This is a genomic window from Pseudomonas sp. P867 (genome assembly GCF_019891455.1).
GTDB lineage: Bacteria > Pseudomonadota > Gammaproteobacteria > Pseudomonadales > Pseudomonadaceae > Aquipseudomonas > Aquipseudomonas synxantha_A.
The window spans coordinates 93,990-117,322 of record NZ_JAFLXB010000014.1; the positions used below are offsets into that span (position 1 = coordinate 93,990).

Consider the following 23,333-nt stretch of genomic DNA (forward strand, 5'->3'; position numbering starts at 1 on the left):
CTGTGTCCACTTCCAAGCTGACCTCGCGTGTTCTCAATACACCGCGCCATACGACGCACTATGTAGAGATGGGACCGGCCGATGGGCCATTGATGCTGTTCCTGCACGGTTGGCCGGAGCTCAGCCTGATCTGGCGCGCACAGATCCAAGCATTCGCGGCACAAGGCTGGCACTGCGTTGCACCCGACATGCGCGGTTATGGTCGTTCTTCTGCACCCGCGCCCACGCAGGCGTACACCCTTGAAAACATCGTGGCCGACATGGCAGAGCTTCACGACCATCTCGGTGGCAGGCCCGCCATTTGGGTAGGCCACGATTGGGGCAGCGTCGTGGCGGGTGAACTGGTCGCTCATGAGCCTCAGCGCAGTTGCGGTGTTGTATTGATTTCGGTCCCGTACTTCCCCACCACTAACGCGCTGCCAACGCTCGTCCCACTGGTTGATCGCTCGATCTACCCGGCGGACACGTATCCGGACGGTCAATGGGATTATTACCGCTACTACAACACGCACTTTGCGTGCGCTGTCGCTGACCTTGATGCGGATAAAGCCGCGTCGCTGGCGTCGATTTATCGCCGAGGCGACCCGGCGAATATCGGCAAGATTGCAGCGAATGCCGAAGTGACCCGCAAGGGCGGGCGGTTCGGCCAAGCGCACCGGGCCCCCCTCACCCAGCCAGACCTTGCACTCTGGCCGCCTGCAGACTTCGCGCAATTGGTGCGCAGTTTCCAGGCGCAGGGTTTCCGCGCTCCCTGCGCCTGGTATTTAAACGACGATGCCAACATTGAATATGCGCACCGGGCGTTAAATGGCGGCCTCTTGTCATTGCCCGTACTGTTTGTGAACGGCGACTACGATCAAATGAACACCATCAAAGGTAATCAGCTGGGCGATCCAATGCGGGCGGCCTGCGTAGATCTCACCGTGGCAAGCCTACCCGGCGGGCATTGGTTGCCGGTGGAATGCAAGGTCGAACTCGTTGAAGCCATAAGCACCTGGCTACGCAAGCTCAGGTCCCACTCTTGACCTTGCTCCAGACCCGCGTACGCACCCGCTCCAGTTTCAACGGCAGCGGCTCCAGCGCAAACAGCGTATCCAGCACTGCCTTGGAAGGATAAACCCCAGGATTATCGCGCACCTTCGCATCAACCAGCCCTTTGGCGTCCTTGTTGGCATTGGCATAGCTGAGGTAATTGGACGACGCGGCAATCACCGGCGGGCGCAGCATGTAGTCGATGAACGCCAGGCCCTGCTGGGGATTCGGTGCATCGTTGAGCAGCACCAGGTTTTCCACCCAGATCGGCGCGCCTTCCTTGGGAATGCTGTACTGGATCCGGCGACCATTGCCGGCGGCATCGGCAGCTTTGCGAGCGTCCATCACGCCGCCCGCCCAGCCGACGACGGCGCAGATATCACCGTTGGCCAGATCGGTGATAAAGCGCGAGGAGTCGAAGTAGCGAATGTGCGGGCGCAGTTTCAACAACAGGGCCTGGGCCTTGAGGTAGTCTTCCGGGTTCTGGCTGTTATAGGGCAACCCCAGATAGTGCAAGGCGATCGGGATGATTTCAGCGGGCGCATCCAGCATCGCCACGCCGCACTCGCCCAGCCTGGCGAGGTTTTCTTCTTTGAAAATCAGGTCCCAGGAATCTACCGGTGCGTTGTCACCCAGGAGCGCGTGGACTTTGGCGACGTCGTAACCGATGCCGGTGGTGCCCCACAGATAAGGCACGGCAAAACGATTACCGGGGTCGTTGCTGCTGACCTTTGCCAGGATATCCGGATCCAGATGTGACAGGTTGGGCAGTTGCGAGCGATCCAGTTCCTTGAGCACGCCGGCCTTGATCAGGTTCGGCAACAGGTCGCCGGTAGCGACCACCACGTCATAGCCACTGCGCCCGGCCATGAGTTTGCTTTGCATGACCTCGCTGTTGTCGAACACGTCGTAGGCCGATTGAATGCCGGTCTGCGCCTGGAAATCCTTCAGCGTGTTGGGTGCAATGAAGTCATACCAGTTATAGATATTGACCTTCGGCTCCGCCGCCTGAGCGCATGCCATTGCGCCGCTGATAACGGCAGCCAGCCCCCATTGCATGCATCGAATAGCGATCATCACGAACTCCTGGGCCGGCACCTGCGCACCAGCTGATTATTGTTATGGAGGGTACAAACGCAGTCAGCGAATAAGCAGTTCACGGCGGCCATTGGGATGCTCGACAGCCTCGCCTTGCAGCAGCAACCGACGATCATTGAGGTAGTGATAATCCCTGCGGGCCGCCTTGATTTGAGCAAGGTCCAGACTGATCACATGGCGTGATTCTTCGCGCCCGGCTTCGTACGGCACGCGACCAAACGGGTCGACCACCGTGCTGCCGCCAGCAAATACCAGACCGTCATCGCCCTGCCCCGCGCGGTTGACCATCACGCAGAACACCTGGTTCTCCTGGGCCCTGGCCATGATCGCAGTGCGATGCACCGGACCGTAGGGGTCCATGTTGCCGTTGGTGACGATGATCAATTCGGCACCCAATTGCCCCAGCGCCCGCGCCGTTTCCGGCAGCTCGATGTCGTAGCAGATCAGCAGGCCGACACGCACGCCGTTCCACAGCGTAGTGACGAAGCGATCGCCTGGCGTGATGTCGGCGCGCTCGGAGGGCCACAGATGGGTTTTGCGATAGCGCAGGGCAATACCCTCGGGTGTGATCAATACCGAGGTGTTGTAATAGGCGTCCGCATCACGTTCGACCAAGCCAATCACAACCGACACATTGCGTTGGCGCACCGCCTGCTGCACGGTTTGCAGCGTCGGGCCGTCCAGAGGCTCGGCGACCTTGGCCAGTTGTTCGCCACCGACGAAGCCCATCAAATGGGTTTCCGGAAATACCAGCAAGTCGGTATCCGCGTTGCAGTTGGCGATGGTCTCCAAGGTGCGTCCCAGGTTATAAGCGGTATCACCGTCGCGGCCGGCTAACTGCAAGAGTTCGATGTTCATGGCAGGTCCTTGGGCAAAGTGGAAACCCGAATTTACCCGGGCCTTCAAATGAGTATGGGGTGCAGCGCAATGGGAAAAAATCACTTCAATGGGGTACCCCGCAATGGGTAGTCAAACCAATCTGACCTTGCAGGATGTGGCCTGGCATGACGCGGTCGGGCGGCTGATCGAAAACCTCGACCAACCGCACTTCTGGGTATCCATGACGCGTTTGCTCGGGCGCTATGTGCCGGTGGACAGCTGGGTGGTACTGATCTTCAACCCTGGCAGGCCACTGGTACTGGCTGAATCGCCTACGGAGGAAGGCGGCACCGACTCGCTGTTCCAGGACTACCTCAAGGGGCTTTACCTGCTCGATCCGTTTTACCTGGCCAATCGCGAATCACCGCGAAGTGGGCTGTTTCAACTGGACGACGTTGCCCCCGAGTGTTTTGAGCAGACCGATTATTACCAGCGCTACTTCCGCCTGAACGTGGTCGCCGATGAGATACATCTCAATGTGCAACTCGATCCCCAGCGCACTCTGAGCCTGTCGTTGGGCAGCCGTTGCCGCTTCAGCCAGGAGCAACTGGCACTGCTGCGGTTGATCCAGCCCTGGGTGGCCGGCCTGATGCGTCAGCGCTGCGTGTTTGAACAGGCATCGAGCAGCGTGCCGGCAGCGGAGCCGTCAACGGACTGGCAAGAGCGCCTGCTGTCACCGACGCTGCAGATCAGCTCGGCGTTGTCGAGCCGTGAAGCCGAGGTAGCGCAGTTGATGCTCAGTGGCTGCTCGAACAAAGAGATCGCCCGCAAGCTGGCGATCTCTGCCGAAACGGTCAAGGTGCATCGCAAGCACATGTACAACAAGCTGGGGATCAAATCCCAGTCCGAGCTGTTCCTATTGTTCCTTCAGGCTCAGGAGTGAACAGCAGCCGTCCAACCCACCTTCGTCATCGCCGCCAGCAATTGTTCAGGTTTGAGCGCCAGTGCTTGTCGGCCACGGCCCTGCAGGTCGTTGGCGGCCAACAGAGCATTGAGAATTGCTTCCTCGACGGCGTCCGCAGCGGCCACAAACAACGCGGAGATGTAGTCGTTATTGACCATCTGTAAGGCCGTGGTCGGCGGGCCGGGTTGCCCGAGATTAGCAACCGGCAAGCCGGTATTGCCTACAGAGAACGCGATGAAGATGTCGCCGCTGTCGTCTTCGGTGCCGCCACCGACCCGCGCCAAACCGATACTCGCACGCTGTGCCAGGCGTGTGCATTGATGGGGCAGCAAGGGCGCGTCGGTGGCGATGGTGATCACGATAGACCCCATGCCAGGCACGCCGACGTTCACCGGCCCGTCATAAGGCGAAGGCGTGTCCTGCAATACGCTGCCCACCGGGTAACCCGCCACGCGCAAGGCGCTGCGTACGCCGTAGTTGGCCTGCACCAGTGCGCCCACGGTCCAGCCGCCCTCTTCGGCGCTCAGCACGCGAGACGACGTACCAATCCCACCTTTGAATTCATGGCAGATCATCCCGTTACCGCCGCCCACGCAGCCTTCCTGCACCGGGCCGCTGTGTGCATCCGCCAATGCGGCGTGCACATGCTCGGCGGTGACGTGCTGGTCCCAGATATCGCTCAAAATGCCATCGTAGGTTTCCAGCACCACCGGCATGCACCAATAGGTGTGTTGCTTGCCCATTTCACGTTCGGCGGCCACCAGTGCATCACGTACCACGCCGACGCTGTGGGTATTGGTGTAGGCAATGGGTGTGGTCAGCAAGCCTGCTTCGCGAATCCACTCCAGACCGGTGGCGTCGCCGTTGCCGTTGAGCACGTGAACGCCGGCGAAACACGGCGCCAGATGAGCTGCGACCGGCCGCGGCTCGATGATGGTCACACCGGTATGCATCGAGCCGTCGGTGCTTTCGGCATTGAGGGTGTGATGGCCGACGCGAACGCCGGGCACGTCGGTGATGGCGTTGAACGCCCCGGGTGTGCCCGTGCCAATCGTGATGCCCAGGTCTCGTAAGCGCATGTTTTTACTCTCGATAAGCCCGTGAAGAATTGGCTCAAGTCTAGGTAGTCGGCCAGCCGTTGACGATAACCCACAGTTGTTACCCCCGATGAGTTAGGTCGGCCCCGCTTTGGACGATGGCAAATGAAGCCTGGGGTTTCGGGCATGGTGCCAATCGCACCGGTCCGTATCATTTGCCAATGGGCAAAGCCCTCTAAACCGCATTCACATCCCGCTTGCAAACATTCACTAGGCAAAAGCCCTGAGCGCTGGGCTGGGAGACTCATGTCCGTCGATATCACTAAACACGGCTCAAAAGGCTTGATGTTTTTTCTCGCGCTGTCACTGACCGCAGCGCTCATGAACAGCAGCGCACCCACGCCGCTGTACCCTTTTTACCAAGAACACCTGCAGATCAACGCTGTGGACCTGACGTTTATATTCGGCGCCTACGGTGCCGGTGTTTTGCTGGCCTTGATGACCCTGGCGCGCATCGCCGGCCATGTCAAAGACCAGCGTTTTTTGCTGCTCCCAGCCATTGCACTGGTGCTGATCGGCGCCTGGTTGTGCGCCGAATGCGATTCGTTGTGGGCCCTATGTGCGGCCCGCGCCATCTCGGGGCTTGGCGCAGGGATCATGACCACCGCGGTGAACGTGACGCTGGTGCGGTTCGGTCCGCTCGACAACGGCAAGTTGGCGGCGACGCTGGCCACCTTGGCAATGATCCTGGGGTTGGCTTTCGGCCCAGTGCTCAGCGGCGTGGCACTGCAACTGAACCTGTACCCGGCCAGCCTGCCCTTCTGGTCGATCATGGCCCTGGTCGCTGTCGCCGCCCTCGGCGTACTGGCGCTCTGGCCCCGCCACGCCCTCCAGGCCCACACCGCCGCTCACACTGCACAAGCGTCGTTACGTGAAGGCCTGCGGGGTATTGGTCGGCCCTTCCACTTGTGCGCGTGGTCGGTGTTTTTCAGCTGGTCGTTCACGGCCTGCGTCTTCGTGATTGGCCCCGGCGCTGCCGAACAGCAACTGGGCTTGAGTGACCGTGGGATGTTTGGCTACAGCATGGCGGTGTACCTGTTGATCGCCGGGGCCAGCCAGCTGTATTGCAAACGCCTGGATGCAGCGCGTGCATTGCGTTCTGGATTGCTCGCCCAGTGTGCCGCCTTCCTGCTCCTGCTGACGGCCTTCTCGGTCCATTCGCTGACGCTCGCGGCGCTGGCCCTGGTAATCGGCGGCTACGCTTATGGCGCCATTTTTGTCGGCAGTGCGCGGCTGATCAATCAGCTGGCTCCCGCCAACTGCCACGCCAAGTTGGTGGCGTATTTCTATATGACCATCTACCTGTTCAACGCTGTGCCCATTCCACTTGGGCTGCTGGTGGACGCGATGGGGCTTGCCCCCAGCGTGCTCGCCGCCTTGGTCTTTTTTCTGGGGCTCGGTGCCGTGCTGGCGATTCTCGCTGCACGGGTCCGACTCCCTCATGCGCATCAACAGTCCAGTTGAGCGCTCGTCACCGTTGAGCCATCAGGGCTCTTAATTTTTTGCCTTACGTCAGTACCGGAATCATGCATAAAAAACTTAAAGTGTGCGTCACGATTGCTGCGGTGCTCGCCATTGGCGGCGCCGTCGGCTTGTACCGGCAGTCCACCTCTGCGCAACCTACCCAAACGACGGCCGGAACGGCTGCGCCGGCCATCCAGGTAGCCGTCGCCACCGCCACGCAAGCCGATATGCCTAACACGTTGGCGGGTATCGGTGAACTGGAAGCCACCCACCAAGTCATGGTCACCGCCGAAAGCGGTGGCCTGGTACGTGCCATTGCATTCCAACCCGGCGAGCGGGTGAAAGCCGGGCAAACTCTGGTGCGACTCAACGATGCGCCGGAGCAAGGCGAACTGGCCAGGCTTCAGGCCCAGGCCGCCAACGCCAAGGCCAAGTTGCAACGAACCCAACGCTTGCTGCCCCAACAGGCGGCGACGCAAGAGGAACTGGATCAGGTGCAGTCCGCCTACTCCCAGGCGCTGGCCGATATCGTGCGGATCAAGGCGCTGATCGATCAGAAACGCATCAAGGCCCCTTTCACCGGCGTGCTGGGTGTACGCAAGGTCAACCTGGGCCAGTTCGTGCAGGCCGGAGATGCCATGGTGTCGCTGACCGACGCACAGACGCTGTACGCCAACATCACCCTGCCCGAACGTGCCCTGGCACAGCTCAAAACGGGCCAGGAGATGAGCGTCAGCGTAGACGCGTACCCCCAGCGCTTGTTCATGGGCCACGTCAGTACCCTCGAACCACGTATCGACCCCGGCACCCGCACGGTGCTGGTCCAGGCCACGGTTCCGAATCCGGACAACCTGCTGTCACCCGGCATGTACGCCAATGGCGAAGTCCATCTGCCAGCCAAAAAAGACGTGATCAGCGTGCCTGAAACAGCCGTGAGCTACAGCGCCTACGGTGACTTTGTCTACGTCGTCGAGGGCGCTGATACCCAACTGACCAACACGGTACGCCAAGTCTACGTGAAGACCGGCGAACGCTCGGATGGCCGGGTCGTGCTGCTTGACGGCGGAAAGGCCGGTGATCGCGTGGTCACCTCCGGTCAGTTGCGCTTGAGCAGCGGCGCCCTGGTACGCATTGCGCTCAAGGACACCGTAGGGCTCGACCAAGCCGCAAGCCGCTGATACACCAAGGATCTGAAAATGAAATTCACCGACTTGTTCGTGCGGCGCCCGGTGTTGGCGCTGGTGGTCAGCACCCTGATTTTATTGATGGGGCTGCTGGCCATAAATAACCTGCCGATTCGTCAGTACCCCCTGACGGAAAGCTCCACGCTGACGATCACCACCCAGTACCCCGGTGCTTCACCGCAATTGATGCAGGGTTTCGTCACCCAGGCCATCGCGCAATCGGTCGCCACCGTGGAAGACGTCGACTACATGAGCTCGACGTCGACCCAGGGCAAAAGCGTGATCACCGTGCGCATGAAGCTCAACGCCGACTCCAACAAGGCCATGACCCAGGTGATGGCCAAGGTCAACGAGGTCAAATACCGCTTGCCGGAGCAGGCTTACGATCCGGTGATTGTGAAGTCCTCCGGTGAGGCCACAGCCGTGGCCTATGTGGGTTTTTCCAGCCCGACCCTGTCCACCGCCGCACTCTCGGACTACTTGCAGCGCGTGGTGCAACCGCAACTGTCTTCCATCGAAGGGGTCGGCAGCATCAACCTCAGCGGCGGGCAGACAATGGCCATGCGTATCTGGCTGGATGCCAATCGCATGGCCGCCCATGGCATTTCCGGCAGCGATGTGGCCCAGGCCCTGTTGAATAACAACGTGCAGGCTGCGCCCGGCCAGGCCAAGGGTTTGTATGTGGTGTCGGATATCCAGATCAACACCGACCTGGTCGATGTCGCCGAGTTTCGACAGTTGGTGGTCAAGTCCAGCGCTGCCGGTGTGGTGCACCTGAATGATATCGCTACCGTGGAACTGGGCGCCGCGTCCACCGACACCAGCGCCACCATGGACGGAGTTCAAGCAGTGTTTTTCGGCCTGAATGCCGCGCCCAATGCCAACCCGCTGGTGATCGTCAAGAAGGTAAATGAATTGCTGCCGGGGATCCGCGCCAACCTGCCGCCGGACGTGAAAGTCGCTGTGCCGTTTGAGCTGGCACGTTTTATCAGCGCATCGATTGATGAAGTACTCGGTACGCTGGGCGAAGCCATTGCCATCGTGGTACTGGTGATTTTCTTAAGCCTGGGTTCGGCGCGGGCAGTGATCATCCCGGTGGTCACCATTCCCTTGTCGATGTTGGGTGCGGCCGCATTCATGTCGATGTTCGGGTTCAGCATTAACTTGCTGACCTTGCTGGCGATGGTATTGGCCATCGGCCTGGTGGTGGATGACGCGATCATTGTGGTGGAGAACGTTCACCGTCATATCGAAGAAGGCAAGTCTCCCACATATGCAGCCCTGCTGGGCGCACGTGAGGTGGCAGCGCCGGTGATTGCGATGACCCTGACGCTGGCGGCCGTGTATGCGCCCATAGGCCTCATGGGCGGGCTGACCGGCTCGCTGTTCAAGGAGTTCGCCTTCACCTTGGCCGGCTCGGTGGTGGTCTCAGGCATTATCGCGCTTACGCTGTCGCCGGTCATGAGCTCACTGCTGCTCAACAGCCAGATGAACGAAGGCTGGATGGCGCGCAAGGCCGAGAGATTCTTTCACCGTCTCGGCAGCGCGTATGGCCGGGTGCTGGATCTGTCGCTGCACCACCGTTGGGTCACGTTTACGATTGCGGTCATCGTGCTGATCAGCGTGCCCTGGCTATACAGCCGTGCCCAGACCGAACTGGCGCCCACCGAGGACCAGTCCACGGTGTTAACGGCCATCAAGTCTCCACAAAACGCCAACATCGACTACGTCGAGAAGTTCGGCAAACAGTGGAACGAAGCCATGGGGACATTGCCGGAGCAGAGCAACCTGTGGCTGGTCAACGGCAGCAACGGCGTATCCAACAGCATCGGCGGGGTCAACTTCGTCGATTGGGAAAAACGCGAGCGCAACGCCGACCAGATTCAGGGCGATATGCAGAACCGCGCCAACACCATCGAGGGCAGCAACGTCTTTGCCTTCCAGCTGCCTTCACTGCCGGGCTCGACCGGTGGCCTGCCGGTGCAGATGGTGATCAAGAGCGCCGGTGACTACAGCGTGGTCTATGAGGCGATGGAAGCGCTCAAACACGCCGCACGTGAAAGCGGTTTGTTCATGGTCGTGGACAGCGACCTGGACTACAACAACTCGGTGATCAAGATCAAAGTTGACCGCACCAAGGCCAACAGCCTGGGCGTAACCATGAAGGACCTGGGTGACACCCTGGCGGTGCTGGTGGGCGAAAACTACGTCAACCGCTTCGCCATGGACGGTCGCTCCTATGATGTGATCCCGCAGAGCCTGCGTGGCGAGCGGCTGACGCCTGAAGCGCTGTCGCGCTTTTATGTGACCAGCGCCAGCGGTGGGCAAGTGCCGCTGTCTAATCTGGTCAGCGTCTCGACCGGGGTCGAGCCCAATCAATTGACCCAGTTCGACCAGCTCAATTCGGCGATCTTCCAGGCGATCCCCAACCCAGGCGTGGCCATGGGCGATGCAGTGAAGTTCCTCGAGGCGCGAGCCAAACTGCTGCCGCCGGGTTTCACCTACGACTGGCTTTCGGATGCACGCCAATATCATCAGGAAAGCGGCGCGCTGGTCATGGCGTTCCTGTTCGCAATCATCGTGATCTACCTGGTACTCGCTGCGCAGTATGAAAGCCTGCGTGACCCGTTGATCATTCTGATCAGCGTGCCGATGTCGATATGCGGTGCATTGATTCCACTGGCCTTGGGCATGGCGACCATCAATATCTACACACAGATCGGCCTGGTGACCCTGATCGGCCTGATCAGCAAACACGGCATCCTGATGGTGGAGTTCGCCAATGAGATGCAGGTCAAGCAGGGCCTGGATCGTCGTGAGGCGATTCTGCACTCGGCGAAGATGCGCCTGCGGCCGATCCTGATGACCACGGCGGCGATGGTGGCGGGCTTGATTCCCCTGCTGTTCGCCTCCGGTGCCGGTGCCCATAGCCGTTATGACCTTGGCCTGGTGATCGTGGTGGGCATGTTGGTGGGTACGCTGTTCACTTTGCTGGTTTTGCCGACCATGTATTCGTTCATTGCCGTCGACCATCGTATCGCGGCCACCACACCCCGCGCCCGTGCGCTGGCCGCTGCCGATGCAGCCGACGCCGCCACGACCCAGACGGTGTAAGGAGACATATATGCACCCCTTTAATACCTTCGTGATTCGCCCGCTCGCGCTGCTGGTCTGCTCGGCCTGGATGACGGGCTGTACCGTCGGCCCGGACTACCGGGCCAGTAACGAGCCCGCAGTAGAGCTGACTCAAAGCCCCGATACCGCGCTGTATAGCAGCACCCGCGTGCAACAGGATTGGTGGCGACAATTCCAGGACCCACAACTGGATGCGCTGATCGATCAAGCGCTGGCGCGTAACCATGACCTGCGCATCGCCCAGGCCAGGTTGCTGGAGGCACGTGCGGTGCTGGATCAGCGTCAGTTGGACCAGCTGCCAACGGTGACCGCCAGCGGGGCTTATTCCCGTAGCCTGTCCCAGGCCAACCCCGGCCCGAGCGGTGAGCGCAACCTGGCCAAGACCTATCAGGCCGGCTTGGATGCGCAGTGGGAGCTGGACCTGTTCGGCCGGCTGCAGCGCCTGTCGCAGGCGTCTTCGGCACGCGCTGAGGCCGTCGCGGCGGACCTTGCGCAAACCCGTATCGTAGTGACCGCTGACGTGGCGCGTCACTACTTTGAACTGCGCGGCGCGCAACGGCAATTAGCGGTGGCCCAGGCCAACCTGAGTAATCAGGAAAAAACCGTGGCGCTGGTCCAGGGCCGCGTGGATGCCGGACGCGGCACCGCCGACGAGCTGGCCAGCGCCCTGGCCGAGCGCGCACGGGTGCAAGCCACACTGCCGAGTTTGGAAACCCGTCAAGCGCTCAGCCGTTATCGGCTCGCCGTACTCACGGGCTCGCGGCCCAATGAGCTGCAAGCGCTGACCGACCTGAAACCCTTGCCGGCACTGGTCACACGCTTGCCGATTGGCCAGATAAGTGACTTGCTGCGCCAGCGTCCCGATGTCGCCAGCGCCGAACGCGCTTTGGCGGCGTCGAATGCGGACATTGGCGCGGTGACGGCCGAGCTTTACCCACGGATCGACCTGGGCGGCTTTCTCGGCTTTGTGGCCTTGCGCGGTGGGGATTTGGGCGACAGCGGCAGCCGCGCGTTCAGCGTGATGCCCTCGGTCAGTTGGCCGGCGCTGCACCTGGCCAGTGTTAAGGCCCGGCAGCGGGAGGCTCAGGCGCGTGAGGTGGGCACCCGAGCGCGTTACGAGCAAGTGGTGCTGAATGCGATTGAGGAAACCGAGAGCGCGCTGACGACCTATAGCTTGTCGCAGCAACGGGTACGTAGCCTGGCTGAAGCAGCAGCGCAAAGTGAGCGTGCGGCTCGACTGGCACATGCGCGTTATGAAGCAGGTAGTGCGGCGTATCTGGTAGAGCTGGACGCGCAGCGTACGCAACTGAATGCTCAGGACGCGCTGACGCAGGCAGAGACCGCGTCGTATCTCAATGTGGTGCAACTCTATAAAGCGTTGGGTGGTGGCTGGCGTGCGCCGGAGCCGCTCAGTTCGTATGCGGTTACCGGACAAGGCCCTCGCGGGTAAGCCTAACTCCCAAGGTAATCGGCCACGCCCGTGGCCGATCCTGAGCCGGCCAGCACGGCATTGATGCGCAATGAATAGGTGCCTGGACGCAGCAAGGAACTGGAACATGGCTGCCGAGGCGGCGCCGAGTACATGCCAGTGCAGGTCGGACAAGTGAAGGGGTAGTTTGCGGCGAATTTAACCACGTACAATCGTTGAAATCATGAAGGGGCAAGTCATGCGCGCACCCTACGGCTGCGCGCAGATCCCCGTTGAATTACACGCCTGCAAACCAGGGCAGTGGTGCACGCGCCTGCATTGTGATCGTCTTTATCTGTGTATAAGCATTGAGCATCTCCCGACAAAACTCACGCCCAATCCCACTGTTCTTATACCCTCCAAACGCAGTGCCATCGGTAATGTTCGAGTAACGATTGATCCACACCGAACCTGCCTCCAGCCGTGCTGCAGTCTCCATAGCGTGCTGCAAATTGCTGGTGTAGATCCCGGAGGCCAACCCATATTCAGTGTCATTGGCTTGGGCGATCATCGTTTCATAGTCGTCCCACACGATCAGCGATAGCACCGGGCCAAAAATCTCTTCCTGGCAGATGCTCATGTCGTTACGTGCAAGTAACAACGTTGGCTGAATGAAGTAGCCATTTTCACAACCTGGGACTGCAGCCCGGCCGCCACCTGCGAGCAACTCGGCGCCCTCTTCCAGGCCCATGGTGATGTAACTCAACACGCGCTCACCTTGTTGGGCGTTGACCACACAACTGACCCGTGAATCCTCTGCCAAGGGTGCTCCTACTCTCACACGCTTGAACGCGGCTATCAGCTTTTCCTGAAACGCCTCTGCGATCGAGGCATGCACAAACAAACGAGTGCCAGCCAGGCACGACTGCCCATTGTTATGAATGGCCGCGAAAGTGGCGTTGTCGACCACCGCATCGATGTCGTCGATGTCAGGGAATACGATATTGGCACTCTTGCCGCCCAGCTCCAGTGTTGAAGGCACGAGGCGCCGGGCTGCAACACCGGCTACTGTGCGGCCGACTTCGGTACTGCCGGTAAATGACAGTTTCCTGACCAGAGGATGCTCGCTCAATGCTGCACCGACTATCTCTCCCAACCCAGTGACCATGTTCACCACCCCGGCGGGAAAGATCTTGTTGATCAACTTGCCCAGTTCCAGCGTCGACACCGAAGCATTTTCATCAGGTTTGAGCACGACGGTATTGCCGGCTACCAGCGCGGGGGCGAGCTTGAACGCGGCCATGATCGCCGGCGCGTTCCAGGGAATGATCTGCCCGCAAACGCCAAGTGGTTCACGCTTGGCAATGGCATAACCGCCTTCAATTTCACGGCCGGTGTCTTCATGGGCCATGATCACCGAGGCGAAATAGCGGTAGTGCCGGACAGCAGTCAGGTAGTCCTTGCGTACTTCGCTGATGCAACGCCCCACGTCATGGGCATCGATCATGGCCAGACGTTCGCTGTGCTCTTCGATCTCGTCCGCCAAGAGGTTCACCAGGCGTGCGCGCATCTGCTGACCCAGGGTACGCCAGGCTGGAAACGCTGCATGCGCGGCCTTCACAGCGCGATCAACATCTTTGGCGTCACAATAATGAATGTAAGCTAGGTGTCTGCCCGTGGCAGGGTCGACCGCAGCAAACGAGCGCGACTTATCCTCAGTTTCAAACACGCCATCGATCAGCGGGCCATAAGACTTATCGAAATTGATTTGCATGGAGAACCTCACATTTAAAGATGAAATCTGGATTAGCTCTGATATAAAATCGCGATTACTTTATTATTCGTCCAACCAGGTGATGCATGGATCCTCTGTCCGACGTTCTTTCACTGTTGAGAATCCGTAATTACCACTCCGCCACGCTTTCCCTGGGCGGTGATTGGGCTTTCACCTTTCCCGAGCGCGAAGGCATCAAGTTCACGGCGGTGATCAAGGGCAGTTGCTGGCTGCACGTAGAGGGCGAACAGCAGCCGCAGCGCCTGCACCAAGGCGATTGCTTTCTGATGACTCGGGGCATGCCTTTTTCGCTCTACAGCGATATGTCCCAGCCGCTGATGAATTCCGATGGTCACTTTCAAACCCTCGCAACGGACGAACTGGCCCTGCATTACGGCGGCAACGACACGCAATTGGTCGGTGGCCGGTTTGACTTCAGCGGTGTTCCTACCCAGTTATTACTCAGCAGCCTGCCCTCAATGGTTCACGTGCAGGCCAATGAACCGCAGGCATCGCTCCTGCGCTGGGCGCTGGAACGGTTCACGTCGGAGCTACAGCAGAAGCGCCCCGGCCGCTCGCTGATGAATGAGCACTTGGCGCACCTGATGCTGGTCGAAGTACTACGCACCCACCTGGCAACGCTGGAGAACAACGGCACTGGTTGGTTTTACGGCTTGGCTGACCGTCACCTCAGTGTCGCTCTGAGTGCCATGCACGCTGACCCTTCCCATCGCTGGAGCGTCCAGGAGTTGGCGCAACGGGCTACCATGTCGCGCTCGGCGTTCGCGTTGCGCTTCAAGCAAGTGGTGGGCGCAGCACCGATGGAATACCTGACGTACTGGCGGATGTTGCTGGCAAGCGACCGACTGAAAAACTCCGATGACTCGGTCTCCACCATCGCGTTCTCATTGGGTTATGAGTCCGAAAGCGCATTCAGTACCGCATTCAAGCGCGTGATGTCACAGTCGCCCCGCCACTATGTGCGCGAGCACGCCACCCAGGCTTAGTGCAGGCCACCGCCGATTATCAGGGTTTCACCGGTGATCCAGCTTGCATCGGACGACGCCAGGAAGGCGACGGCGGGTGCGATGTCTTCGGGCTGACCGATGCGGCCCAGCGGCGTGATCGCTTCGATTTTCTGACGGAACGCATCTTCGAAGAAGCCACTGGCGTGCACGCCCTCGGTGACGACCAACCCTGGGTTGACCGAGTTGACCCGGATATTTCTCGGCCCCAGTTCATTGGCCAGCGTGCGGGTGATCGCGTCAACCGCAGCCTTGGACGCGGTGTACACCGTTGAGTTGGCCGGCGTGAACGAAGTCACGCTTGAGCTGACATTGACGATGCTGCCCCCCAGCACGTTGAACACTTCAACGGCAGCTTGTGTGCATTGGATCAGCCCTAGAACGTTGAGGTTGAATTGACGGTGAAACTCCTGTTCGGTGATATCGGCCAGGGGACTGGTCGAATAGACACCGGCATTGTTGACCAGAATGTCGAGATGGCCATGCTCATGCACGATGGTCTTGAACAACGCCTTGAGGTCAGTGCTGTTGGACACGTCCGCCTGCACCGCGTAGGCCCTGGCGCCGGTTTGCAAAATCTGCTCAACCACTCGCTCGGCGTCTAAGCGACTGCTGGCATAGTTGACGATCACAGTGGCGCCATCCTGGGCCAATTGCTTGGCAATCGCTGCGCCGATGCCCTTGGAGGCACCAGTCACCAGCGCGACTTTCTTATGCAACCTTTTCATGTTCACTTCCTACTTGTTGCTGGCTGAAAATCAGTCAAGCCAGCTTAAGAGGATGGCGGGAACCGGTTAATAGCCAGTGCTCCAGAAAAGCTTTGTGATCGTCCAGATGGCAGACGGTTATAGTGATCAGTCAAGGAGAAGTTGAAACTGACCATGAGGAGGCAGACGTATCGCCGACGTTATAGCTATCTGCAGCATCGTTCTCCAAGAAACGACTCGGGGTCGGCTTTGTAGCCTTATGCGGTGGGGATCTGCCTGAACGGGGCGGCATTCCAAGCTTATAAATCTCAATAGCGCATTCGACGCGCTGGATAAACGCTGCAACATCTGCATGGGTGTGGGCCAGCCCATCCCGTGCGACAGCGATCTCCAGCTCGCGACACAACTGGATCAGGCTCTTGGCTTTGCCGACCGCCAGCGCGCCCCGAATCCGATGCAGTAAACGGACCACCTCATCACTGCTCTGCCCCACGCTCAGCGCTTTAAGCTCACCCAAATCCTGGGCGATGGTTCTGAAGAAGAGTTCAAGCTGCGCTCCGTTCGGCCCTGCCCTTCAAATAGAAATGGTACCTGTCCATAACCCTGACAACGAAGATTTCACAACGATTCAGGAGCACGCTCATAAAACAAATGATCACGACTTTACGGCTGTAGAAACATCATCTGACTACACAGAACTGGATCAACTATCGGGGTTGGCAGAGGGTTCAGAAAATTGAGTCACCGAATTTTACTCACCCCGGACACATCGAATTTTAATTGATTTCAGTGTCATTTAAGGCCAGCCCGAACCAATGATGGGGTGAACAGCTCGTCTCACGACCTGAGAGTATCCAGCAACAATGCGGGTTCGAGCCTGGCCATGAGACAGCACCTGGAACGGTACCTAGATTTACCGATCACCCTGGATTTCAGTGGTTTTCTCAAGAAACGAAAAACGACGCCAAAGCGTCTATTCCACGAATCGCAGGCAAAAAAAAGCCACTCGTTAGAGTGGCTTTTTCATTAATGCTTGGAGCGGGAAACGAGACTCGAACTCGCGACCCCGACCTTGGCAAGGTCGTGCTCTACCAACTGAGCTATTCCCGCTTGGTGATGCGCATTCTATAGAATCCTCAGCACCCGTCAACCCCTTGATTCAAAAAAGTTTTATTTCTTTTCAACAGTGGTTCGCAGATGGGGCCAGGCCGCACGCAGATATTGCAGCATGGACCACAGCGTCAAGCCTGCGGCGACCAACAGCAGGGCGTAGCCGGTGAGCACCCAGAATGTGAAGTCCGACGGGTTGGCCAGCAGGATGACCAGCGCGAGCATCTGCGCGGCAGTTTTCCATTTGCCCATGTTCGATACGGCGACGTGGGCCCGGGCGCCGATTTCGGCCATCCATTCGCGCAGGGCCGAGACGACGATCTCGCGGCCGATGATGACAGCGGCCGGTAGGGTCAGCCACAGATTGCCGTGTTCCTGCACCAGCAGCACCAGGGCAACGGCCACCATGAGTTTGTCGGCCACGGGGTCGAGGAACGCGCCGAACGGCGTGCTCTGTTCCAGGCGGCGGGCCAGGTAGCCGTCGAGCCAGTCGGTGGCGGCTGCGAAGGCAAATACCGAACTGGACGCAACGTAGCTCCATTCATACGGCAAATAGAACAACAAAATGAAAATCGGGATAAGCAGGACGCGTAGTACGGTGATCAGATTAGGGATATTCATCGGCACAACTGGCTACGAGGTGAGAAGGCATTCTATTCGCTGTGCAGGTTTGCATAAATCAATTCAGCGAGCTTTTTACTGATACCGGGTGCTTTGGCTATTTCGTCAATGCTGGCACGGGAGAGCTCCTGCAAGCCACCAAAATGTTTAAGCAAGTCGCGACGCCGCGTCGGGCCAACCCCTGCCACCCCTTCCAGGGTTGAGGTTCGCCGGGTTTTGCCACGGCGCGCGCGGTGGCCGGTAATGGCGAAACGGTGGGCTTCGTCACGGATTTGTTGAATCAGGTGCAGCGCAGGCGAGTCGCCCTTCAACGTGAACTCATGGGCGGCATCATTCAAGTACAACGTCTCGAAACCGGCCTTGCGCGTGGTGCCCTTGGCGACGCCGAGCAGGATCAGGTCGGGCACGGCCAGCTCGTTGAGCACGTCTCGCGCCATGGACAACTGGCCCTTGCCGCCGTCTACCAGCAGGATATCGGGCAACTTGCCCTCCCCGTCCTTCAACTTGCTGAAACGCCGCGTGAGCGCCTGGTGCATCGCGGCGTAGTCATCGCCGGCGGTAACGCCTTCGATGTTGTAGCGCCGGTAGTCGGACTTGATCGGCCCTTCCGGCCCGAATACCACGCAGGAAGCAACCGTGGCCTCACCGCTGGAGTGGCTGATGTCGTAGCACTCCAGGCGCTGGGGCGGCTCGTCCAGGTTGAGGACTTCGGCCAGGGCGTCGAAGCGTGCAGCGACGTGCTGTCGGTTCGCCAGCCGCGCGCCCAGGGCCTGTTCGGCGTTGGTCACGGCCAGTTGCTGCCAGCGGGCACGGGTGCCGCGTACGCGGTGGCTGATGTCCAACTCGCGACCGCGCAGCTCGTGGATCGCTTCGATCAAGGTGGGAAAGTCTTCATGCACCACGTTGACGATCAGCTCCGACGGCAGGTCGCGCTCAGGGCTACTGACGTAGTACTGGCCAAGGAACGCGGCCATCACTTCTGCAACGTCTTCGTCGATACCGGTCTGCGGGAAGAAGTTCTTGCTGCCCAGCACCCGCCCGCCACGCACGCTGATCAGGTGCACACAGGCGCCGCCCGGATTGACGAACGCGGCGATCACGTCGACGTCACCGGTGCCGCCTTCCATGCTTTGCTGGTCCTGGACGCGACGCAGCAGAGAGATCTGGTCACGTAGCTCGGCAGCCTTTTCGAAATCCAGGGTGCTGGCCGCCTGCTCCATGGCCCCGGACAGCTCATCGGTGAGCGCATTGCTGCGCCCTTCGAGGAACATCACCGAGTGGCGCACATCCTCGGCGTACTCTGCCGGCTCAACCAGGCCCACACAGGGCGCCTTGCAGCGCTTGATCTGGTATTGCAGGCACGGCCGCGTGCGGTTCTTGTAAAAGCTGTCTTCGCACTGGCGCACAAAAAAGGTTTTTTGCAGCAGGCTCAGGCTTTCACGGATCGCACCTGCGCTGGGATAAGGCCCGAAGTACTTGCCCTTGAGCTTTTTAGCCCCGCGATGAATGCTCAGGCGCGGGAAGTTGCCATCCGATAAAAACACGTAAGGGTAGGATTTATCGTCACGCAGCAGGATGTTGTAGGGCGGCCGCCATTCCTTGATCAGCGTCTGCTCAAGCAGCAGCGCCTCGGTTTCATTGGCGGTAATGGTGGTTTCGACCTGGGCGATACGCGCCACCAGGGCGGCGGTTTTCGGCGCAAGGCCGGACTTGCGAAAATAACTCGCCAGCCGGTTCTTGAGGTTCTTGGCTTTGCCCACATACAGCAGGCGTGCCTCGCTGTCGAACATGCGGTACACGCCGGGGCGGCCACTGCAGGTCGAGAGAAAGGCACTTGGATCAAACGGCGTAGTCATGTCAGGCGCTGGCGTCCACCATGCCGTGACGCACCGCGAGCAGGGTCAATTCAACATCACTGCTGATGGCGAGCTTCTCGAAGATGCGATAGCGGTAGGTATTGACGGTCTTGGGCGACAGGCACAGCTTGTCGGAGATCGACTGCACTTTCTGGCAACCGACGATCATCAAGGCGATCTGGATTTCCCGCTCCGACAGCGTATCAAACGGCGAATCGCTGGTGGGCTGGAAGGATTTGATCGCCAACTGTTGGGCGATCTGCGGGCTGATGTAACGCTGGCCGGCAAAGACCAGGCGAATGGCCTGCACCATCTCCGCCAAGCCCGCGCCTTTGGTCAGGTAGCCCGCAGCACCGGCCTGCAGGAGCCGCGTCGGAAACGGGTCTTCCTCGCACACCGTCACCACCACGACCTTGATGTCCGGGTGGCTGCGCAACAGCTTGGTCGTGGCACCAAGACCGCCGATCCCGGGCATCTTGACGTCCATCAACACCACATCGGGTTTCAATTCCCGAGCCTTGATCAGAGACTCCTCCCCTGACTCAGCCTGGCCGACTACTTGCAGGCCGTCGATGTCAGCCAGCATTCGTGTAATGCCTGTACGAACGAGATCATGATCATCGACTACTAGCACCCTAATCAAGCAGACACCTCGCGATATGGTCTTATAGATTGCTGAACACCTTAGCAAAAAAGCTGGGCGCAGACCTAGCCGCAAGCGTCATATATATGGAGTTTGCCTGCTCGGTAGTCGTCCACCGGCTGGCGGACGACCGGATTTATTGGGCAAAAGGTCAGGAATCCTGGGGCGCACGCCCGCCGTTTTCATATTTGCCTTGAGCGTTGGCTTCAACGCCTCCGATTTCACCAAAAACTTTTTGCGGCAGGCCGAGTCGCTCTCTTTCTTGCCTTAAACGCGAACCGATTCCACTCATTTGGATGCATGATCCCATTTTGCACACATCAAGAGGTGACACACTCATCTCTTCGTCGAACGAACTTGAACGGTTTTGAACCATGCCCGGAATCCGCACCGCTGCACAAGCCAAGGCCTGGCTGGAACATCAAGGGAAGTCGGTTCCTGAATCAGTATGCGCTTATTAGGATTTTGTACAGGGTTTAGCGTACGCGACAGACACGCTCCATCCGCCAGAAACCATCCTCCTCGCCAACAATGCTGAACCCCATGCGTTGATAGAGCCTTCTGGCCGGATTGGTCTTGAACACGGTCAACCGCAACAGCCCAAGCGCCTGCGCCTTCAGCGCTATCTGCTCCAGCACCCAAGTGCCTGCGCCCTGCCCGCGATACGCCTGGAGCAAATGCAACTCACGGATGTATAGAGCGCCACCGTCGCGACTGAGGCTGATAAATCCCAACGTGTGGTCATCTCGGCAAATCAGCCAGTTTTCCCGACCGGCCCAGGCCGTGTCGAAGCCGGCATTGGACCAAATCAGCTGGTTTTGCACGTAGTAGCGGTTCATCGCCTCGTGGGTCAGGGCCCGCGCAAACGGCAGATCCTGTTCTGTGGCAGCACGCAGGTGAAAAGCCATTTACACGGCCACCACTTGGCCCACCCAATGCTCGCCGTCGCGACGGGCAATCACCAGCGCTTCGCCGACACCGGGTACCGCTGCAAGCAAACGGCCGTCCGCGGCCCAGATCGCGCTGCGACCTGCACAGGTCCAGCCACCCGATGGGCCACCGTGGTTAGCCATCAGCACCAGCAGACGATGCTCCGCGGCATAGCCCTGCAGCAGCGCGCTGTCTTTTGCGTAGCCGCCTTCGCTGATCAGTACGCCTGCTGCGTAGACATTGGCGCCCGCTTGCGCCGCATGACGTGGATGACTGGCGTGGGAGAAGTCGGCGCAAACCGCCAGGGCAATACGGTCATTGCCCCATTCGAGTGCCTCACCACCCTGCCCGGCCGCAAACGCCACGTCTTCGCCTGGATGCAGATGCTGCTTGGTGTACACCGCCAGTGAGCCGTCGCCCCCCAGCACCAGGGCGCCAATCAAAACATCCGCTTGCGGGGCCAGTCGGATCGGCATACCCACCACTGCCGTCAGCTGCAACTCGCGCGCCATCTCGCGCAGGGGCGCCAACACTGGCGCATCGGGAGCGATGGCCAAGTCAGCGGCCAGCGTGGGTTCATAACCGGTCAAAGACAGCTCCGGAAACACCAGCAATTGCACACCCTGCTCTGCCGCAGCCTGCATGAACACCCGGTGCCGTGCGATATTGGCTTCAACGTCGCCGGCAATGGAAAGGGTTTGCGCCGCAGCAAGGGTCAAGGCAGTCATGGTCGCGTCCTGGCAATCATCGTTTATGAGCCACCAGCATAGCGACACTCACCCCATAGCCGTAAGTACCCTCAAGCAATAGAAATTACTGATTGAATCCACCCGTGCGCCTCTAGTAAGCTCCCCCCATCATTTGGAGAGCCACCATGTTGCAACTCACCCACACTCAGGTTTGCCCTGCTGCCAGCGCCTTGCGCTTGGTATCGGCTACCCGCGTGAACGGTTCGAGCGCACTGGCCGGCTTTTATTTTGGGTATTGGTTTAGCCACTGGCGCGCCTGATACCTGAAATCGGCGCCCACTACTCAAGGGGTCGCCTACCAGAGAAATCTAAACCCCCGGTCGGCTCCCCGACCGGGGGTTTTGTTTTTCAGCCGCTAACCATTTTGTTTGTTCAAGAACACTTAAAGGAATCACGCCATGAACTACGCCACTTATTACCGCTTCGACACTTGCACTGCATGGCGATTTAGCCAGCTCCGTTCGGGACAGCCTGCCGCCTCCGATCGGTCACCTATTGGTGGCAAACCAACACACCTCGCCAGTACGGCCAATTGTCGAACACCCCAGTAGGCCAAGCGCGCGGGAACAACCCGCCGCTTGCCCAGGAAGCCTTGAATATGAACTCCTCCGTCGCCGCTTTGCCCGTCTGCACCCTCAACAGCGCCAATGAAGCCCTGACCCAGCGCCTGCCCAGCTCCCTTGAGCTGAAACACCAGCTGCCCCTCAGCCCGTTCCTCCATGACCAGATCCACGCCCATCGCCAGGCCGTGCGTGCCATCCTCAATGGCGAAGACTCGCGCTTACTGGTGATTGTCGGCCCGTGCTCGATCCACGATCCGCAATCGGCCATGGAATACGCACGCAACCTGAAGAAACTCGCGCTTGAAGTCAGCGACCAGATGCTGCTGGTGATCCGCGCCTACGTCGAAAAACCGCGTACCACCATCGGCTGGAAAGGCCTGGCCTACGACCCGCACCTGGACGGCAGCGATGACATGGCCGCCGGCTTGACCCTGTCCCGCGAACTGATGCGTGAAATGCTGCGCCTGGGCCTGCCGGTCGCCACCGAGCTGTTGCAACCCATGGCTGCCGGCTACTTCGATGACCTGCTCAGTTGGGTCGCCATCGGCGCACGCACCACCGAGTCGCAGATCCACCGCGAGATGGCCAGCGGCCTGGGCATGCCCGTAGGGTTCAAGAACGGCACCGACGGCGGCGTCGCGATTGCCTGTGATGCCATGCGCTCAGCGTCCCACCCGCATCGCCATTTCGGTGTCGACAGCCAAGGCCATCCCGCCATCATCCAGACACCAGGCAACCCCGACACGCACCTGGTACTGCGCGGCGGTCACCGTGGGCCAAACTACGATGCACAGAGCGTGGCCCAGGTGAAACATGACCTGGCCAAGGCCAAAGTGGCGGCGCGGATCATGGTCGATTGCAGCCACGCCAACAGCGGCAAGGACCCACTGCGCCAACCGGCAGTGTTCAATGACGTACTGGAGCAGCGCTTGCAGGGTGATACGTCGCTGATCGGCATGATGCTTGAGAGCCACTTGTTCGAAGGCTGTCAGCCGCTGAGCGCGTCAATGCAATACGGCGTGTCGGTAACCGATGGTTGCCTGGGTTGGGACGGAACCGAGCAGTTGCTGCGCAGTGCGGCCGAACGTCTGCGCGCCTCTCACAAAACCAACTGACGGGTGTGGATCAACATGCGGCAGCAGCGTTGAAGCGAA

At 59.7% G+C, this 23,333-nt stretch carries 18 protein-coding genes, 1 tRNA gene and 2 pseudogenes; 9 read left to right on the forward strand and 12 right to left on the reverse strand.

Features of this window, described 5'->3' with window-relative positions; translation table 11 throughout:
- Positions 1-2 precede the first annotated feature (2 nt).
- Positions 3-1,025 carry an alpha/beta hydrolase gene (locus J1G33_RS22600; protein WP_223018790.1) on the forward strand — a complete coding sequence of 341 codons (1,023 nt, stop codon included), beginning with the start codon at positions 3-5 and terminating at the stop codon, positions 1,023-1,025.
- On the opposite strand, the gene J1G33_RS22605 is transcribed toward J1G33_RS22600, so the two are convergent.
- Together J1G33_RS22605 and J1G33_RS22610 are read right to left on the reverse strand one after the other, a co-directional pair.
- Complete coding sequence (locus J1G33_RS22605; RefSeq protein WP_223018791.1) at positions 1,009-2,109, reverse strand: polyamine ABC transporter substrate-binding protein; 1,101 nt, start codon at positions 2,107-2,109, stop codon at positions 1,009-1,011. The genes J1G33_RS22600 and J1G33_RS22605 overlap by 17 nt on opposite strands.
- Before the next feature lie 63 nt (positions 2,110-2,172).
- Positions 2,173-2,988, reverse strand: a complete 816-nt coding sequence (locus J1G33_RS22610) for a carbon-nitrogen hydrolase family protein (RefSeq protein ID WP_223018792.1) — start codon at positions 2,986-2,988, stop codon at positions 2,173-2,175.
- A 103-nt stretch (positions 2,989-3,091) separates the two neighbouring features.
- Between J1G33_RS22610 and J1G33_RS22615 the strand changes: the two genes are divergently transcribed.
- On the forward strand, positions 3,092-3,892 hold the full coding sequence (locus J1G33_RS22615; protein ID WP_223018793.1) for a LuxR family transcriptional regulator: 801 nt from the start codon (positions 3,092-3,094) through the stop codon (positions 3,890-3,892).
- Here J1G33_RS22615 and J1G33_RS22620 read toward each other — a convergent pair.
- A complete protein-coding gene (locus J1G33_RS22620; protein WP_032876639.1) occupies positions 3,883-4,992 on the reverse strand; it encodes a P1 family peptidase in 1,110 nt (369 codons plus the stop codon). The two genes, J1G33_RS22615 and J1G33_RS22620, sit on opposite strands and share 10 nt — an antisense overlap.
- A 264-nt stretch (positions 4,993-5,256) precedes the next feature.
- Between J1G33_RS22620 and J1G33_RS22625 the strand changes: the two genes are divergently transcribed.
- The 4 genes from J1G33_RS22625 to J1G33_RS22640 all read left to right on the forward strand — a co-directional run bounded on the left by J1G33_RS22625 (position 5,257) and on the right by J1G33_RS22640 (position 12,243).
- A complete protein-coding gene (locus tag J1G33_RS22625; RefSeq protein WP_032876642.1) occupies positions 5,257-6,474 on the forward strand; it encodes an MFS transporter in 1,218 nt (405 codons plus the stop codon).
- Positions 6,475-6,536: 62 nt separating this feature from the next.
- On the forward strand, positions 6,537-7,652 hold the full coding sequence (locus J1G33_RS22630; RefSeq protein ID WP_223018794.1) for an efflux RND transporter periplasmic adaptor subunit: 1,116 nt from the start codon (positions 6,537-6,539) through the stop codon (positions 7,650-7,652).
- Between the two features lie 18 nt (positions 7,653-7,670).
- Positions 7,671-10,772, forward strand: a complete 3,102-nt coding sequence (locus J1G33_RS22635; RefSeq protein WP_103735331.1) for a MexW/MexI family multidrug efflux RND transporter permease subunit — start codon at positions 7,671-7,673, stop codon at positions 10,770-10,772.
- Positions 10,773-10,782: 10 nt separating this feature from the next.
- Positions 10,783-12,243 (forward strand): TolC family protein, encoded by a 1,461-nt coding sequence (locus tag J1G33_RS22640; RefSeq protein WP_223018795.1) that lies wholly within the window; start codon positions 10,783-10,785, stop codon positions 12,241-12,243.
- Positions 12,244-12,499: 256 nt separating this feature from the next.
- Here the strand turns inward: J1G33_RS22640 and J1G33_RS22645 are convergent, their stop codons facing one another.
- Positions 12,500-13,975, reverse strand: coding sequence for an aldehyde dehydrogenase family protein (locus J1G33_RS22645; protein ID WP_223018796.1), 1,476 nt, complete (start codon positions 13,973-13,975; stop codon positions 12,500-12,502).
- A gap of 86 nt (positions 13,976-14,061) precedes the next feature.
- On the opposite strand from J1G33_RS22645, the gene J1G33_RS22650 reads away from it, so the two are divergent.
- Positions 14,062-14,982, forward strand: coding sequence for an AraC family transcriptional regulator (locus tag J1G33_RS22650; protein WP_103735334.1), 921 nt, complete (start codon positions 14,062-14,064; stop codon positions 14,980-14,982).
- Here the strand turns inward: J1G33_RS22650 and J1G33_RS22655 are convergent.
- From J1G33_RS22655 to J1G33_RS22685, 6 genes and pseudogenes are all read right to left on the reverse strand, one after another.
- A complete protein-coding gene (locus J1G33_RS22655) occupies positions 14,979-15,728 on the reverse strand; it encodes a glucose 1-dehydrogenase (protein ID WP_103735335.1) in 750 nt (249 codons plus the stop codon). The two genes, J1G33_RS22650 and J1G33_RS22655, sit on opposite strands and share 4 nt — an antisense overlap.
- Before the next feature lie 1,013 nt (positions 15,729-16,741).
- Positions 16,742-16,817: transfer RNA gene (locus J1G33_RS22665), tRNA-Gly, on the reverse strand.
- Positions 16,818-16,877: 60 nt separating this feature from the next.
- Entirely contained in the window at positions 16,878-17,438 is a 561-nt protein-coding gene (pgsA, locus tag J1G33_RS22670; RefSeq protein WP_034135291.1) for a CDP-diacylglycerol--glycerol-3-phosphate 3-phosphatidyltransferase, read from the reverse strand.
- 32 nt (positions 17,439-17,470) lie between these two features.
- Positions 17,471-19,294: an excinuclease ABC subunit UvrC gene (gene uvrC / locus J1G33_RS22675; protein ID WP_078820877.1), complete on the reverse strand. Its 1,824-nt coding sequence runs from the start codon at positions 19,292-19,294 to the stop codon at positions 17,471-17,473.
- Position 19,295: 1 nt separating this feature from the next.
- Positions 19,296-19,937 carry a UvrY/SirA/GacA family response regulator transcription factor gene (gene uvrY, locus J1G33_RS22680; RefSeq protein ID WP_005786991.1) on the reverse strand — a complete coding sequence of 214 codons (642 nt, stop codon included), beginning with the start codon at positions 19,935-19,937 and terminating at the stop codon, positions 19,296-19,298.
- A 160-nt stretch (positions 19,938-20,097) separates the two neighbouring features.
- Positions 20,098-20,229, reverse strand: a pseudogene (locus J1G33_RS22685) (transcriptional regulator); the annotation flags it as partial.
- An 82-nt stretch (positions 20,230-20,311) separates the two neighbouring features.
- On the opposite strand from J1G33_RS22685, the pseudogene J1G33_RS22690 reads away from it, so the two are divergent.
- Positions 20,312-20,374 (forward strand): annotated as a pseudogene (locus J1G33_RS22690) (DNA-binding protein); the annotation flags it as partial.
- A gap of 39 nt (positions 20,375-20,413) precedes the next feature.
- Here the strand turns inward: J1G33_RS22690 and J1G33_RS22695 are convergent.
- Both J1G33_RS22695 and J1G33_RS22700 read right to left on the reverse strand, forming a co-directional pair.
- Positions 20,414-20,845 (reverse strand): GNAT family N-acetyltransferase, encoded by a 432-nt coding sequence (locus J1G33_RS22695; RefSeq protein ID WP_223018797.1) that lies wholly within the window; start codon positions 20,843-20,845, stop codon positions 20,414-20,416.
- Positions 20,846-21,595 carry a carbon-nitrogen hydrolase family protein gene (locus J1G33_RS22700; protein ID WP_223018798.1) on the reverse strand — a complete coding sequence of 250 codons (750 nt, stop codon included), beginning with the start codon at positions 21,593-21,595 and terminating at the stop codon, positions 20,846-20,848. It lies immediately after the preceding gene.
- 619 nt (positions 21,596-22,214) lie between these two features.
- On the opposite strand from J1G33_RS22700, the gene J1G33_RS22705 reads away from it, so the two are divergent.
- Positions 22,215-23,294, forward strand: a complete 1,080-nt coding sequence (locus J1G33_RS22705) for a 3-deoxy-7-phosphoheptulonate synthase (protein ID WP_223018799.1) — start codon at positions 22,215-22,217, stop codon at positions 23,292-23,294.
- The last annotated feature ends 39 nt before the right edge of the window (positions 23,295-23,333 follow it).

What these genes read in the sequence shown, in the direction of transcription:
- J1G33_RS22645 (WP_223018796.1), bottom strand. Translation starts at nt 13,975, where the DNA reads ATGCAAATCAATTTCGATAAGTCTTATGGCCCGCTGATCGATGGCGTG.
- J1G33_RS22635 (WP_103735331.1), top strand. Translation starts at nt 7,671, where the DNA reads ATGAAATTCACCGACTTGTTCGTGCGGCGCCCGGTGTTGGCGCTGGTG.
- pgsA (WP_034135291.1), bottom strand. Translation starts at nt 17,438, where the DNA reads ATGAATATCCCTAATCTGATCACCGTACTACGCGTCCTGCTTATCCCG.
- J1G33_RS22700 (WP_223018798.1), bottom strand. Translation starts at nt 21,595, where the DNA reads ATGACTGCCTTGACCCTTGCTGCGGCGCAAACCCTTTCCATTGCCGGC.
- J1G33_RS22615 (WP_223018793.1), top strand. Translation starts at nt 3,092, where the DNA reads ATGGGTAGTCAAACCAATCTGACCTTGCAGGATGTGGCCTGGCATGAC.
- J1G33_RS22695 (WP_223018797.1), bottom strand. Translation starts at nt 20,845, where the DNA reads ATGGCTTTTCACCTGCGTGCTGCCACAGAACAGGATCTGCCGTTTGCG.
- J1G33_RS22705 (WP_223018799.1), top strand. Translation starts at nt 22,215, where the DNA reads ATGAACTCCTCCGTCGCCGCTTTGCCCGTCTGCACCCTCAACAGCGCC.
- J1G33_RS22655 (WP_103735335.1), bottom strand. Translation starts at nt 15,728, where the DNA reads ATGAAAAGGTTGCATAAGAAAGTCGCGCTGGTGACTGGTGCCTCCAAG.
- J1G33_RS22630 (WP_223018794.1), top strand. Translation starts at nt 6,537, where the DNA reads ATGCATAAAAAACTTAAAGTGTGCGTCACGATTGCTGCGGTGCTCGCC.
- uvrC (WP_078820877.1), bottom strand. Translation starts at nt 19,294, where the DNA reads ATGACTACGCCGTTTGATCCAAGTGCCTTTCTCTCGACCTGCAGTGGC.
- J1G33_RS22640 (WP_223018795.1), top strand. Translation starts at nt 10,783, where the DNA reads ATGCACCCCTTTAATACCTTCGTGATTCGCCCGCTCGCGCTGCTGGTC.
- J1G33_RS22625 (WP_032876642.1), top strand. Translation starts at nt 5,257, where the DNA reads ATGTCCGTCGATATCACTAAACACGGCTCAAAAGGCTTGATGTTTTTT.
- J1G33_RS22650 (WP_103735334.1), top strand. Translation starts at nt 14,062, where the DNA reads ATGGATCCTCTGTCCGACGTTCTTTCACTGTTGAGAATCCGTAATTAC.
- J1G33_RS22620 (WP_032876639.1), bottom strand. Translation starts at nt 4,992, where the DNA reads ATGCGCTTACGAGACCTGGGCATCACGATTGGCACGGGCACACCCGGG.
- J1G33_RS22605 (WP_223018791.1), bottom strand. Translation starts at nt 2,109, where the DNA reads ATGATCGCTATTCGATGCATGCAATGGGGGCTGGCTGCCGTTATCAGC.
- J1G33_RS22610 (WP_223018792.1), bottom strand. Translation starts at nt 2,988, where the DNA reads ATGAACATCGAACTCTTGCAGTTAGCCGGCCGCGACGGTGATACCGCT.